The sequence below is a fragment of the Microvirga terrestris genome, assembly GCF_015694425.1.
Taxonomy (GTDB): domain Bacteria; phylum Pseudomonadota; class Alphaproteobacteria; order Rhizobiales; family Beijerinckiaceae; genus Microvirga; species Microvirga terrestris.
On sequence record NZ_JADQDN010000019.1, the window covers coordinates 1 to 14,315 of the forward strand.

Sequence of the window (14,315 nt, forward strand, 5' to 3'; positions counted from 1 at the left end):
TTCTGCTCGGACGAGGAGGTGGAGAAGGTGGTGGCGCACCTCAAGCGCCAGGGCCGGCCGCAATATCTCGAGGCGGTGACGGCCGACGAGGACGAGGGCAGCGGCCCCGGCGCGGACACGGCGGTGTTCGACCAGGGCGAGTTCGGGGCGCCCAGCGGCGATCTGTACGACCAGGCGGTGGCGGTGGTGCTGCGGGACAAGAAGGCCTCGACCTCCTACATCCAGCGCCGGCTGCAGATCGGCTACAACCGCGCCGCCTCGCTCATGGAGAGGATGGAACAGGAGGGCATCGTCGGCCCAGCCAACCACGCCGGAAAACGAGAGATTCTGCTTGAATCTCATGGGGCAGGAGACGATTAAGCTCCGGCACCGGAACCTTGGCAGCGGCCCTGCGTCATTGTTGAGCTATGCGCAATGGCCAAGCAGCCGTCATGATGGTTCCGGTCAGGAGATTCTTTGGATGCGTCCCATCCCCCTCGTCGCTTTGGTTACGGCCTTGTCCGCCTGCGCGGGCATCCTGCCGGCCATGGGGCAGGTGCTGCCGATCGAGATGATCCTTCCGCCCGCACGACCGGCCGCCCACGGCTTCAGCCGCACGACTGCCCCCCTACCGACCGCCTCCTTCCGGAACGCGGGAGTCCCGCAGAATTCGTCTCAGCCGGCCCGGGCGGTGATTCCCAGGCCTGCCAATGCCGAGCAGATGCTCGCAGCGACAGCGCCCCTGCCGCCGAGCCGACCGGTCATCGAAGAGCCTGAGGCCATCCCTGAGCCCATCGCAATTACCCCTAAGCCCATCGTGACCGCCTCGGCGATTACTGTGGCCCTCAACCAGCCGCTGCCCAACAGCGTGGTGGTGGAGCGGGCCAATGCCTTTTTCACGAATCTCAGCACCATGGTGGCGGATTTCACGCAGGTCGGCGGCGACGGACGCCGGCAGGGCGGCACGCTCTATCTCCAGCGGCCCGGCAAGGTGCGCTTCGAATATGATCCTCCGGCCACCCTGCAGGTGGTGGCCGACGGTCGCTCGGTGGCGGTGCGCGACCGCAAGCTCGCCACCCAAGACCTCTATTCCATCTCGCAGACGCCGCTGAAATTCCTCCTGCGCGAACGGGTCAATCTCGGGCAGGACATCAAGATCACCGGCATCACCAATGACGGCAATGCGGTGCGGATCAACCTGGAGGATTCCTCGACGCTCGGCGGCACCTCCCGGATTACGCTCTATTTCGACCCCCAGGTGGAGAGCCTGAACCAGTGGCGCATCATCGACGCCCAAGGCTTCCAGACCATGGTGGTGCTCGACAAGGTCGAGCGCGGCCGCCGGATCGACCAGGACCTGTTCAAGATCCAGTACGAAGCCGTTATCGGCGCCGGCAACAGCCAGTGATCAACGGCTGGAATTTCTGAGACCCGGTGTCATTCCCGGCCGGAGCGTAGCGGAGGGGAAGGGAATCTAACCACGCGCTCAGCGCTATGGATCCCCTTCCCGATCCTGCGGACCGCCGGAGATAACACGGGGTGCCCTTCCCTCCAGGCGAAATCTGTCGTAGCCGGAAAGGGTCTTCCAAGGGGCCTCATCCGTGCAACTGACCGTCTCGACCTGGAACATCAATTCCGTTCGCCTGCGCATCGATCAGGTGGGCCGCTTCTTGAAGGAACGTCGCCCCGACATCCTGTGCCTGCAGGAAACCAAATGCCCGAACGACAAGCTGCCCCTGAAGGACCTGCAGGCCTTCGGCTATCCCTTCGTGGTCCATATGGGCCAGAAGGGCTATAACGGCGTCGCCATCCTGTCCCGCTATCCGTTCGCCGAGACCAGCGTGATGGAAATGTGCGGCCGCCCGGATGCCCGCCACATCACCGTCACCTTGAGCCGGGAAGCCAAGGCCGCGGCGGGTCTGACCATCCATAACTTCTACGTCCCGGCCGGCGGCGACATCCCGGATCCCGACATCAACGAGAAATTCAAGCACAAGCTCGACTTCATGGCCGAGATGCGCTCATGGGGCAGCAAGGCCAAGCCCACGGCGGGGCCGGCAATCCTCGTCGGCGACCTCAACGTGGCGCCCCTGGAGCACGATGTGTGGAGCCACAAGCAGCTTCTCGACGTGGTGAGCCATACGCCGGTGGAGACTGAAATGCTCGAGGAGCTGCGCCAAGAGGCGGAGTGGATCGACGCCATGCGGGTCTTACGCCCCGAGCCCGAAAAGATCTATTCCTGGTGGAGCTACCGCTCGTCCGACTGGGCCGCCGCCGACAAGGGCCGAAGACTCGATCACATCTGGCTGTCGAAGGGCCTGAAGGAGACGCTCCGCACGATCGACGTCACCCGCGACACCCGCGGCTGGGAGCGTCCCTCGGATCATGCGCCCGTGACGGCGGTGCTGGAGCTGTAGGCCCCAGCTACCGAAGAGCATTCCTCGGCTGTTTCCTCGTGGGAAAACTCTGTTATGGTCCTCCCATGACACAAGGGAATGCCGCCGCTCGCGATGAACCGGGCGCAGTCCAGGACGACAGCGCGGCTGTCGAAGCGATCAGCCGCATCAATGCCGTCTCGTCGATTCTGGAACTTGTTTTGGACAGCACGGGCCTCGGTTTCGGAGCGGTCGCTCGCGTCACCGAGACCTCATGGACGGCCTGCGCCGTGCTCGACCGGATCGGCTTCGGCCTGCCCGTCGGCGGGACGCTGGAGGTCGCCACCACCTTCTGCTCGGAGATCCGCGCTTCAAGCACCCCCATCGTCATCGATCAGGCCAGCACGGACGCAGTTTATTGCACCCACGGGACGCCGAAGATGTACGGCTTCGAGAGCTACATCGCGGTGCCGATCATCCTGCGCTCGGGTGAGGTCTTTGGCACCATCTGTGCCCTCGACCCCAAGCCGGCTAGGCTCTCCGACCCAAAAACCCTCAAGACCTTACAGCTCTTTGCCGAACTCATCGGCTCGCAGCTCGAACTCGATGAGACGCTCGCCGATCAGAGGAAGGCAATCACCCATCAGACCCTGCTGATCAATGAGCTGAATCACCGGGTGAAGAATACCCTGGCGACCGTGCAGTCCATCGCGTTCCAGTCACTCAGGAACGCTCAGTCCCTGGACCATGCTCACGAGAGGATGGAGAGCCGGCTCATGGCGCTTGCGCGCGTTCACGACGTCCTGACCCAGGAACGATGGGAGAGTGCCGAGCTGGAAACGATCATTCAGAAGGCGATCCTCCCCTTCGAGGGGGTCGATCTGCAGCGTTTCCGCCTGTCCGGTCCGCCGATCCGACTCCCCCCGCATCAGGTGCTGCCTCTGTCCATGGCAGTCCACGAGCTTTTGACGAATGCGCTGAAATACGGAGCGCTGTCGGAACCGGCCGGATGGATTGCCATCCGGTGGAACCGTGCCGGAGACGGCCGGAACCTCGCCTTCCGCTGGAGCGAGCACGATGGTCCTGCCGTCAGCCCGCCGTCCGAGCGCGGCTTCGGCACCCGGTTGATCCAGCGCGGTCTGGCGCAGGAGCTCGGCGGATCCGTCGAGATCAACTTCAACCCGACCGGCGTGACCTGCACGATCCAGATCCCGCTCACTGAGCCTGCATGACCGATCTCGTCATGGACTCAGCCGAAAGCCTTGCCGTCACCCGGCAGTGCGGCTAACCCTCTCCGCTTCATTGGCGGATTTTTGATCATGTACGGCATTGGAATTGTCGGCCTCGGCACGATGGGCCGGCGCCTCGCGGAAAGCATCAGGGCAAATCACGCCTTCGACATCGTTGCTGCCTACGATCCCGCGGTAGCTGAGACGACGATCCCGCTGGCCCGCAGCGTCGCGGATCTCGTCGGCAACCCGTCCGTCCGCTGCGTCTATGTGGCGACGCCTCCGCTCACGCATGAGGAGATCGTCAGGACGGTGGCAGACGCCGGCAAGGCGCTTCTCTGCGAGAAGCCGCTCGCAGCCTCGCCGAATGCGGCCTGGGCCTGTGTCGATGCGGTCACGCGGGCGGGCATTCCGGCCGCCGTCAACTTTCCCTTCGCAACCGCTCCCGCGGCTGTGCGCCTCAAGGAACTGGTCGGCACCGGGGCTCTCGGAGAAAACCTGTCGGCCCATCTGACGCTGCGCTTCCGGCAATGGCCCAGGGAATGGCAGCAGGGCGCCGCATCGTGGCTCGCCGGCCCCGAGCAGGGCGGCTTCACCCGGGAGGTCGTCTCCCATTTCGCCTTTCTGGCCCTGCGCCTGTTCGGCCCGGGGCACTTGGCGGAATGCCGTGTCGAGCGTGGACCTCTGGGCACGGAAACACGGGTCCATGCCGTGCTCCGGTTTGCGTCCGTGACCATGACCATCGACGCCGCCGTGGACGGCAATCAGGAAGAGTTCAACCGCTTCGAGGTGAAGGGCTCCCGCAGCTCGGCCGTCATGAGCGAGTGGTACCGCCTGACCCATGAGAGCGGCGATATCGCGCCCGTTCGGGCCGATGCCGGGCAGATCGCCGAGCTTGCCCTGCTTCTGGACGGCCGCCCCCACCGGCTGGCGACCTTCGAAGAAGCAGCCCAGGTTGTTTCGCTCATCGAAGAGATTCTGGGATCGCATCGAAAAGAGTGAGCAACGCCCCATCACGGCGATGCCGGAGCCGTGATAGGGCCTGAACGGGCTGCGAGGTTTCAGATGATGAAGAAGTCGGTGCTTTGCAAACCAGGCTTCTTGCTGAACTCAGCGAATTCCACCGCCTGCCCCTTGCCGGCGCCGTCGGCGTCATAGGAGAGAACGCCCGTCTTCTTGTTATAGACAAGGTAGTCGTTCTTATCCTTGGCCTTTTCACCAACAACGAAGAAGCCCTTGTTCAGCTTGCCGGGGCTGGCTTGCGTGCCCTTGCCGAGTTTCTTGAAGATCGTGTTGTCGAGCCAGATCGTGTCATCCTTGACTGAAAAGTCAGCGACCTTGTCGAAATTCACCTTGCGGTCGGTCTTGGATGAACCGAGTCTGCTGTCAAAGACGAAAAAGTCTGTGCCGGCACCGCCCGTCAGCACATCATTGCCATATGAGCCGTTCAGTCTGTCGGCACCGGAGCCGCCGGTCAGAACGTCTTTCCCTCTCGTGCCGTTCACCAGGTCGATGACATCGGTCACGTTGATCGTGATCGTCCGGTTGGCGGATAGGCCGGCGCCGTTCAGATCCTTCACGGTGACCTGCAGGGCGTAGGTTTTCGTCGTCTCGTAATCGAGCTTGGCACCGGCCTTGATTATGATGGCCCCGGTCACGGCATCGATCGCGAAGGCGGCATTGTCCGTCATGGAGTAACGCAGCTCGCCTGCGGGACCATTGTCGTCGGCTGTGACGATAGCGACAGGGGTGCCGGCCGCCTTGTCCTCGGCAATGCTGGCCGTGGTCCCGGTATCCGACGTGAGACGGACATTGGTGGGGGCTGTATTCGCGGGCGGCGGCTGCGCCCCACCGAAGATTTCAGTTACATATTGAGTGCTCTGCCCCCCCGCGTGGCTCCAGCCGATGACGAATGTACTGCCGTCTAGGGGAATGATGCTGGGATCCGTTTGATCGCCGGCTGGCGAGGGTCCGACGAGGATCGGGTCCGTAACGGCCGTCCCGTTGGCCGAGGAGGTCATCACATAGATATTCTTGTCGCCGTTCTGGTCCATGGTGAGGGCCAGGGCGAAGCTGCCATCGGCTAGTTGCGCGACCGTCGTATGGACGATTGCGCCGGCCGGCTTGGTGAAGGTGATCACGCCGCCTGATGCCGTGTGCACAGCGTCGAACAGCTGGGCCCGCACGACGTCGGTTGAATTGGTCGCGGAGAGGTCATCTTGCCACGTCACGATGAATCGTCCGGCTGCAAGAGCGGTAACAGACGGGTGAGCGTCCACCGCGTTGCCAGCAAAGCGGTCGATGAAAGTGGTGCCCAAATCGCTCTCGACATGGAGACCACCGACAGGATTGGCATAGATGACCACAGTCTCGGCATTGGTCAGCACGGCCACTGCATGATCACCGTCAACCGGAGAGACGAGCAAATCCTGCGGTTCGCCCTCGCCGGACAGAATATGCAGGCCATACCAGGGCAGGCCGTCCGCCTGTCTGATGCCCCGGTACAGAATGGCAAGATCGCCATTGTCCAGGATACTTACCTTGGGATCCGTCTTCGCACTCAGGAAATCCGTTTCAATCGTTCGGGCAGGAAAGGCTGGAGTGTGATCCGGCCCAAGGAGCAACATCTTGATGGATCCGCCTTCCGACCAAGTGAGCATATTCATGCTTACCGTGCTGTCCCCGAGAACAACGGCACTGATGTCGCTCAGCTCCACGGCTCCGCTGTAGGCTTCGAACGGCTGTCCTCGTAGCGAACCGTCTCCTTCGAAAGCCTGTCCCATCAGGGATTGGCCTGATATCCACAGGAGCAGATAGCTGCCGTCGAGCTGTCTGACCAAGCTGCCATCCTCGGCAGCGACATCGAAAGCCGAAATTCCCGAAGCCAAAGACATCGTCATCTCCTGAGACACGATATAATGTTTATCGCATAGCTCAGGAACAGCAAGGCCTGCTTGCAGAACGGCTAGATGTCCTTGCCTGGCTCCCCTGGCAACGCAGCCGAGGTGTCCCCGCCGTCGATGGCGAGAAGCTGCTGGCGCACGCGCTCCAGGCCTTCCGTGAGGCGGGTCAGCTCCTCGGCCATGGCATCGTGGATGGCCGCGGCGGCGTCCGGAAACTCTTCCAGCACCCGGCGCATGAGGCTGGGCGTCACGCGGATGATGGCGGAGGGCTCCTGGGCCGTGGCCGTCGCACGGCGCTCGATGCGGGCGAATAGGGCGGCCTGCCCGACCAGCGCGCCGGGGCCGGCTACGAAGGCGGCCGGCGAGCCGTCCTCGGCAGCATCGAGCGCGATGGCCCCGCGGGTCACCACATAGCCGCCGTCGGACCGGTCGCCCTTCTTGAACAGCACATCGCCTTCGCGGTAACTGCGGGTCTCCGACGCGAAGGCCACGAGCCGCAGGGCGTCCTTCTCCAGCAGGTTGAACAGCGGAGCCTGGCTTAAAATTGCGATGTCGTCTTCGAGCGCCATGAGCTTGTTACGGGATCAGCTTGTAGCCGCCCGGTTCCGTCACCAGGATGCTGGCGTTCGACGGATCGGTCTCGATCTTCTGGCGGAGGCGATAGATGTGCGTTTCCAGCGTGTGAGTCGTGACGTTGGAATTGTAGCCCCACACCTCGGTGAGCAGGGTGTCGCGCCCGACCACGGCCTGACCGGCGCGGTAGAGATAGCGCAGGATCGCCGTTTCCTTCTCCGTCAGCTTGAGCTTGGAGCCCTTCTCGGTGGTGAGCATCTTGGAGCCGGGACGGAAGATGTAGGGCCCGATCTGGAACACCGCATCCTCACTCGCCTCATACTGGCGCAGCTGCGCGCGGATGCGGGCGAGCAGCACGGCGAACTTGAAGGGCTTGACCACATAATCGTTGGCGCCCGCCTCCAAGCCCATGACGGTATCGCTTTCCGACCCTTGGGCGGTGAGCATGATGATCGGGCTGCGGAAGCCGTTCTGGCGCATGACCTTGACGGCCTCGCGGCCATCCATGTCGGGCAGGCCCACATCCATGATGGCAAGATCGATGCGGTCGCCCTTCACGGCTTCGATGGCGCTATTGGCCGTCTCGGCAACGGTGACCTGGAACTCGTCATGGAATCCGAGTTGTTCGGCCAGGGTGTCGCGCAGATCCTGATCGTCATCGACGACGAGGAGGCGGCTGGCATTCGACATCTGAAACCCTTCACACGATGAACTGCATGGTGGCTGGAGCGGCCTTTAAAAGCAAAGAACCCTCAAGCCTCGAGCCGGTTCGTTCGCCCCTTGCGCCGCTCAAGATCCGGATCGAAAATCGCAATCTGGCTTTTACGGCCGTGCGAACCTTGAGCCTCTGGATCATGCTCGACGCATAAGAGTAGTCATTCCCAGCTTGACAACAAGGGGCGTCCGAGGGCCTTCCACTGCCGATGAAACACTCTCGCGTCAATGTTATCCGTGTTTTCCGCTCCCCGCTGGACCACCGGCGCGGGCGCCTGCAGGCGGGCAACCTCGTGATTCCCTGCGCCTTGGGACGCTCCGGCACGAGCCATGCCAAGCGCGAGGGCGACGGCGCCTCGCCCGTGGGGCGGTTCAAGATCCTGCAGGCCTTCTACCGGGCCGATCACGGCCCCCGCCCCCGGACCGGCCTGCCTTTGAGGCCGATCCGCCCCGGCGACGGCTGGTCCGACGACGTGCGGGACCGGCGTTACAACCGCCTCGTCCCCCTGCCCTGCCCGACGAGCCACGAAAAGATGTGGCGGGACGACCACCTCTACGACGTGGTGCTCGACATCGCCTGGAACCGCCGCCCTGTCGTGAAGGGCCGGGGCAGCGCCATCTTCCTCCACCTCGCCCGCCCGGGCTTCCTGCCCACGGAGGGCTGCGTGGCCGTGGAGCCCCGCGTGATCCGGCGGCTTCTGGAGCGGATCGGGCCGAACACGCGCATCGAGATCGTCGGCTGAGCGCCACATGTCTAAACCGAACTGATCGGAGAGTACGCTTTCACAATCAGGTCTAGGAAACCACGCCTTTTCTGCTCCTGCCGAATGGTGCCTTCGCGAACGTTACGTTAGACCCGCATGTTGGAAAGCATAAAGGCTCGCGCCTCGGGGGCGAAGGAGCCACGAACCATATACCCATTATCGACCGGGATTTGCTTGTCAGGTACCCAAGACAGACGGTCTGGCGTTAGGTGTACGTTGACCTCCTCACCAGTGTAGCCCAATGCCGAAACGATTTCGTCTAGCGACGGTATCGACTCGGCAACGATGTCGAGCAGAGTGATTGATGGCCCGTCTCGCCCTACCACCGCGACGACCGCATCAAGGTCCAAAAGGTAGAGCAGTTCCATTTCGGACGTTCTGGCAGCCTTCAACATAAACAAGGCTGAGTGGTCGCACGCCGACGCCACCAGCGAAGCTGGAGCTCTACGGGAAAAGATATCCCGTAGAAGCGCGACATCCTTGTCCTCATCCAAGGATAACACGCGGTAATTTGGCAAAGCCTGCCTTTGTGTCAATCTTGCACTAAATGTGGTTTCTTTGAGCTGACGAAAGCCAAATGGCTTGTAGAGACTTGGCGTGTCGGTTGCGAGAATAATGAGGTCTACCCGAGCATCGGCATAATTGAGGGCTCGCCCCATTAAATCACGAAACAGACCTTTCCCGCGCCACTCTGGCCGAACCGCGACGGATTGAACGCCAAAGGCTGTTACCTGTTCTCCCAAGAGCCATAACGACCGCTTATAAAGGCTGACGTTAGCGACGAGCTCATTATCGGACCACCACCCGAACGCGACGACACTCGGGTCATGGCCTAATCTATCCAGCACCGAAACATCGACTTCAAACACGTCGTATATGAGCCGTGTCAGTTCAGCCAATCCCTCACTGGAATGTGCATAGTCCGAACGGAATTCGAGCGGATTCATCCATCACCTTGCGTACGGGGACGAGAGCGGCTTCGATACAGAATACCGTCTTCCGGACTTGAGACAAAGTTCCAGATCAGCGGAGAGGTTACCGGAGCGCTTCTTCGTGGATTGGAACGAACGGCTCAAACCTGCATGGTCTCATAAAACGTCTCCGGATCGTCGATCTCCCGCAGCCTTCCCTTGTCGATGAGCAGAAAGCGGGTGCCGATGGCGGTCACGAAGCTGCGGTCGTGGGAGACCACGATGCAGGTGGCCTCCGCGTCGAGGATCTCGGCCTCCAGCTGCTCGCGGCCCGGAATGTCCACATGGTTGGTGGGCTCGTCCATGAGGTAGAAGTTCGGCTCGGAGAGGCGCAGCGCCAAGAGACCGAGCCGCGCCTTCTGGCCCGGCGACAGCTTGGAGATCGGCAACCCCTGTCGCTCGATGGAAAAGCCCGCTTCCGCCAGAACCGCGCGGCTGCGCTGATCGCCCAGCCGAAAGCGCGACAGGATGAAATCGTGCGCCGTTGCCTTCTCGGGCAGCTGGCGCATGTCCTGATCCACGTAGCCGAGAGCGAGGCTCGGGCTGACCCGAATTCCGGGCGGTACGTCGGGGGCCTGCATTGCCCGGTTCAGCAATTGCACCAGCTGCGACTTGCCCGCGCCGTTGCGGCCGAGCACCACGATCCGGTCACCCTGCGCCACCTCGAGCTTGGGGACCGTGAAAAGCCTGCGTCCACCCGGCACCTCGACCGTCACGTTCTCCAACGCCACGAGCACGCGCGCATGGGTGCCGCGATTGCCGAGCCGGATCTCGCCCGGCCGTTCCCTGTGCAGAGAGCGTGCGGTTTGCTCCAAGGCGTCAGCCCGGCGCTTGATCTGCGCCGACTTGATCTGCGCGGCATCGCTGCCGCTGTTGATGCCCACATTGCGCAGTTCCTGCGCGCTCTGGCGCAGGCGCTTGACCTCGCGCAGGGTCTTTTCGCGCTGCGCCTGGGCCGACGCATCATGCGCCTCTAGCAGATCGCGGGCGCGTCGATAGGGATGCGCAAACGTGATGGATTCCTCCGGCCTCAAGAACAATGTCTTGCTCGTGCAGGCATCGAGAAAGTCGCGGTCGTGGCTGGCCACCACGATGGGCGCGGTATAGCCCGCAGTGTTGATCCATGCCTCCAGCTTGAACAGCTTTTCGAGGTCGAGATGGTTTGTGGGCTCATCCAGCAGCAGGATGTCCGGCTCGGTGATCCAGGCGCGTGCGATCAGGGCAAGGCGCTGCCAGCCGCCGCTGAGGGCCCGCATCGGCAAGCGGCGCAGTTCGGCCGGCGTGTCGAATTCGTCGAGCACCATGTCGACGCGCCATTCTTGGGCGACGCGCTCATCTGCCGGGAGCGCCCGATGCAGGACATCGTGGAAGGACAGGTCGAGCAGACCGGATGGGACATCCTGCTCCACGAGCGCGACGCGCAAACCTCGTGAGCGGACGATATCGCCATGCGTCGGCTCGATGAGGCCGGCAAGGCATTTCAGCAGGGTGGACTTGCCGGCGCCGTTCGCCGCCACGAGACCGAGGCGGTCGCCTTCGCCGATGACGAGGTTCAGGTTCTGGAACAGAGGCGTGTGGGCAACGACGCTGACATTGCGAAGGCTTAGGGACGACATGGAGTGAATCTCTGGTGCAGCGCGCTCAGGCCTTGGCCTCAAGGAGCGCGAAAAATCGTGAACGTGTCAGACGCGCCTGATCCTTGCGGAGCCTTGGCGCGGAAAGCCGTTCAGAGCTGACCAGAATGAGATGAAGCGGTTGTCAAAAACCGTCAGATCAGTTCGATGGCCGGCCCTGCAACAAGTGGCTGCAGGGCGTGCCCAGGGCCGAACGTGCGTTGATGCATCGCTTCAATCATGCAGCCCTCCCTGGTTCGAACGTGGATCGATTTTGCAACCTTAACCGGAAAGGGCCACGGATGCAACGCCGCCGGCGCCAGGCGCTGTCCGACGCTTGATGAAATCGACGAAGGCGCGCAGGGGTGCAGGCATGTGACGGCGGCTCGGATAATAGAGGAACGGTCCTGAGAAAGGCTGCATCCAATCCTCCAGCACCGGCTCCAGGGCGCCGCACTTCAATTCGCTGTCCAGAAATCCCGCGAAGGTGGCGATGAGCCCGAGACCCTGCAGGGCTGCGGCGATCTCCAGGTCGATGTTGTTGGCGATCATCCGCGGCGTGGGACTGATCTTCACGACCTCGCCGTCGCGCTCAAACTCCCAAGGGTGCATCACGCCGCTGGCGAAGCGGTGGCGGATGCAGGCATGGTTCAGCAGGTCCTTCGGGTGCCCGGGCCGCCCATGCGCGGCGAGATAGGCCGGTGAGGCGGCGACGATGAAGCGCTGCACCCTCGGGCCGATGGGCACGGCGATCATGTCCTTCTCCAGCCGCTCGTCGTAGCGAATTCCCGCATCGAAGCCCGCTGCCAGCACGTCGACGAAGGTATCGTCGGTCGCCACCTCCAGGCTGATGCCGGGATGAGTGGCGAGGAACGGGCCTATGATCGCTGGAAGCACCAAGCGCGCCACGGCGGTCGGAACGTTGAGGCGCAAGGTCCCGGTCGGAGAGTCGCGAAAATCGTTCACCGCTTCGAGCGCGGCGGACACCTCGCCCAGCGCCGGCGCGAGGCGCTCCAGCAGCCGCTGGCCTGCCTCTGTGGGCGTGACGCTGCGGGTGGTGCGGTTGAGCAGGCGCACCCCGAGCCGCGCCTCTAGACGACGCAGCGCCTCGCTCAGAGACGAGGCCGAGACCCCGCGCAAGCGCGCCACGCTGCGGAAGGAGCGGGCTCGGGCCACCGCTGCGAAGGCATCGAGATCCGCCAAGTCTACATCGCTCATTGTTCGGAAATCCAAACAGCCTGTTCCTGTTATCGCGGATTATCGCACGAATGGGAAGCGGGCATGATCCGTTCATGCCAGCCCTCAGAGCTGGCCCGACATTTGAGGAGATCACACCATGCAACAGCACCGTCTCGGACAAACCGGCCCCACGGTCTCAGCCCTCGGCCTCGGCTGCATGGGCATGTCCGGCATGTACGGACCGGCCGATAGGCAGGAGAGCATCGCGACCATCCATGCGGCCCTGGAGGCCGGCATCACCCTGCTGGACACGGGCGATTTCTACGGCATGGGCCATAACGAGATGCTGATCGGCGAAGCGCTTCAGGGCCGCAGCCGCGATCAGGCGCTCATCAGCGTGAAGTTCGGCGCCATGCGTGAGCCAAGCGGCGCCTGGCTCGGCTACGATGCCCGGCCTCAGGCGGTCAAAAGCTTCCTGGCCTATACCCTGCAGCGCCTGAGGGTCGACCATATCGACATCTATCGCCCGGCCCGGCTCGATCCGAACGTGCCGATCGAGGACACCATCGGGGCGATCAGTGACATGGTGAAGGCTGGCTATGTGCGCCATATCGGCCTCTCGGAGGTCGGCCCCGACACCATCCGCCGCGCCGCCGCCGTGCATCCGATCTGCGACCTGCAGATCGAGTATTCCCTGATCTCACGGGGGATTGAGGACAGCATCCTGCCCACCTGCCGTGACCTCGGCATCGGCGTCACGGCCTACGGGGTCCTCTCCCGCGGCCTGATCAGCGGCCACTGGCAGGGCAAGGCCACCGGCCCCGGCGATTTCCGCAGCCACAGCCCGCGCTTCCAGGAGGGCAATGTGGAAAAGAACCTCGCGCTGGTCGAGGCTCTCAAGGGATTGGCGGAGCAGAAGGGCGTCAGCGTCGCGCAGATCGCCATCGCCTGGGTCGCAGCGCAGGGCGACGACATCGTTCCGCTCGTCGGCGCCCGCCGCCGCGACCGGCTCACCGAGGCGCTTGGCGCGCTCGACGTGACGCTGACGGGCGAGGACCTCGCGTCCATCGAGCGCGTCGTTCCCAAGGGAGCGGCCGCCGGCGAGCGCTACCCCGCCGCCCAAATGGCGATGCTGGACAGCGAGCGGGTTTAGCCCGTTCCCTTCACGTCATCACCGGCCTTGTGCCGGTGATCTCGATGCGAAAGGCGTCGTGCTTCACAGGATCGGGATGGCCGGGACTGATCCCCGGATCAAGTCCGGGGACGGCCATGACGTAGAGGGCAGAGCCCGAACGCGATCTGGAGGCGCCGACCAGCCGCCTTACTGAGCTAATCTTGGTCTCGCCCCGAAAATCGCGCTGCCCACACGCACATGGGTCGCGCCGAGCTGGATGGCTGCGTCGAAGTCCGCGCTCATGCCCATGGAGAGTACCTTCAAACCATGCCGTTGGCCGATGGTGTTGAGCAGCGCGAAATGGGGTGACGGCGGGTCCTCCGCCGGCGGGATGCACATGAGACCATCGATCGTTAGACCATATTTCGTGCGGCAGGCCTCGAGGAATGCATCGACCTCGGTGGGGATGACCCCGCCCTTCTGCGGCTCCTCGCCGGTGTTCACCTGAACGAGCAGGCGCGGTGTCTTCCCCTGCTTGGCAATCTCCTTGGCGAGCGCCTCCGCGAGCGACGGCCGGTCGAGAGTGTGGATCACGTCGAAGAGCTCAACCGCCTCCTTGGCCTTATTGGACTGGAGCGGGCCGATCATGTGCAGTTCCACGCCCTCGTAGCGCTCCCGAAGCGCTGGCCACTTGGCCTTGGCCTCCTGCACGTAGTTCTCGCCGAAGATCCGCTGGCCCGCGGCGAGCACCGGCTCGATCTCCTCGGCCGGAAAGGTCTTTGAGACCGCTACCAGGGTGATGGAGGACGGGTCCCGCCCATAGTCGGACGCCGCGCGCCGGATGCTCTCCTGCACCTGCCTCAGGCCGTCGACGGCGTCGTTCTCGCTCATGGGACCCTCT

At 63.4% G+C, this 14,315-nt stretch carries 14 protein-coding genes; 7 read left to right on the forward strand and 7 right to left on the reverse strand.

Annotated elements, in window-relative coordinates:
* The 5 genes from I2H36_RS19500 to I2H36_RS19520 form a co-directional block, all read left to right on the forward strand.
* Positions 1-360 (forward strand): DNA translocase FtsK (locus I2H36_RS19500; protein ID WP_281433009.1); only part of this gene is annotated, 360 nt, incomplete at its 5' end.
* Positions 361-460: 100 nt separating this feature from the next.
* Entirely contained in the window at positions 461-1,387 is a 927-nt protein-coding gene (locus I2H36_RS19505) for an outer-membrane lipoprotein carrier protein LolA (RefSeq protein WP_196265563.1), read from the forward strand.
* Between the two features lie 193 nt (positions 1,388-1,580).
* Complete coding sequence (gene xth, locus I2H36_RS19510) at positions 1,581-2,396, forward strand: exodeoxyribonuclease III (RefSeq protein ID WP_196265564.1); 816 nt, start codon at positions 1,581-1,583, stop codon at positions 2,394-2,396.
* A 65-nt stretch (positions 2,397-2,461) separates the two neighbouring features.
* Positions 2,462-3,586, forward strand: coding sequence for an HWE histidine kinase domain-containing protein (locus I2H36_RS19515; protein WP_196265565.1), 1,125 nt, complete (start codon positions 2,462-2,464; stop codon positions 3,584-3,586).
* Between the two features lie 87 nt (positions 3,587-3,673).
* A complete protein-coding gene (locus I2H36_RS19520; RefSeq protein ID WP_196265566.1) occupies positions 3,674-4,585 on the forward strand; it encodes a Gfo/Idh/MocA family protein in 912 nt (303 codons plus the stop codon).
* Between the two features lie 59 nt (positions 4,586-4,644).
* Here I2H36_RS19520 and I2H36_RS20385 read toward each other — a convergent pair whose 3' ends face one another.
* The 3 genes from I2H36_RS20385 to I2H36_RS19535 form a co-directional block, all read right to left on the reverse strand.
* A complete protein-coding gene (locus tag I2H36_RS20385) occupies positions 4,645-6,477 on the reverse strand; it encodes a cadherin domain-containing protein (RefSeq protein WP_281433010.1) in 1,833 nt (610 codons plus the stop codon).
* Positions 6,478-6,548: 71 nt separating this feature from the next.
* A complete protein-coding gene (locus I2H36_RS19530; protein ID WP_196265567.1) occupies positions 6,549-7,055 on the reverse strand; it encodes a cyclic nucleotide-binding domain-containing protein in 507 nt (168 codons plus the stop codon).
* Positions 7,056-7,062: 7 nt separating this feature from the next.
* Entirely contained in the window at positions 7,063-7,749 is a 687-nt protein-coding gene (locus I2H36_RS19535) for a response regulator transcription factor (protein ID WP_196265568.1), read from the reverse strand.
* Positions 7,750-7,982: 233 nt separating this feature from the next.
* Here I2H36_RS19535 and I2H36_RS19540 point away from each other — a divergent pair, with 233 nt between their 5' ends.
* Entirely contained in the window at positions 7,983-8,516 is a 534-nt protein-coding gene (locus I2H36_RS19540) for a L,D-transpeptidase family protein (RefSeq protein ID WP_196265569.1), read from the forward strand.
* A 107-nt stretch (positions 8,517-8,623) separates the two neighbouring features.
* Here I2H36_RS19540 and I2H36_RS19545 read toward each other — a convergent pair whose 3' ends face one another.
* The 3 genes from I2H36_RS19545 to I2H36_RS19555 form a co-directional block, all read right to left on the reverse strand.
* Positions 8,624-9,484: a GNAT family N-acetyltransferase gene (locus I2H36_RS19545; RefSeq protein ID WP_196265570.1), complete on the reverse strand. Its 861-nt coding sequence runs from the start codon at positions 9,482-9,484 to the stop codon at positions 8,624-8,626.
* A gap of 125 nt (positions 9,485-9,609) precedes the next feature.
* Positions 9,610-11,124, reverse strand: a complete 1,515-nt coding sequence (locus I2H36_RS19550; RefSeq protein WP_196265571.1) for an ABC-F family ATP-binding cassette domain-containing protein — start codon at positions 11,122-11,124, stop codon at positions 9,610-9,612.
* A gap of 279 nt (positions 11,125-11,403) precedes the next feature.
* Entirely contained in the window at positions 11,404-12,339 is a 936-nt protein-coding gene (locus I2H36_RS19555; RefSeq protein ID WP_196265572.1) for a LysR family transcriptional regulator, read from the reverse strand.
* A 118-nt stretch (positions 12,340-12,457) separates the two neighbouring features.
* On the opposite strand from I2H36_RS19555, the gene I2H36_RS19560 reads away from it, so the two are divergent.
* Positions 12,458-13,453: an aldo/keto reductase gene (locus tag I2H36_RS19560; RefSeq protein WP_196265573.1), complete on the forward strand. Its 996-nt coding sequence runs from the start codon at positions 12,458-12,460 to the stop codon at positions 13,451-13,453.
* Between the two features lie 168 nt (positions 13,454-13,621).
* Here the strand turns inward: I2H36_RS19560 and I2H36_RS19565 are convergent, their stop codons facing one another.
* On the reverse strand, positions 13,622-14,305 hold the full coding sequence (locus I2H36_RS19565; RefSeq protein ID WP_196265574.1) for a YggS family pyridoxal phosphate-dependent enzyme: 684 nt from the start codon (positions 14,303-14,305) through the stop codon (positions 13,622-13,624).
* Positions 14,306-14,315 lie beyond the last annotated feature (10 nt).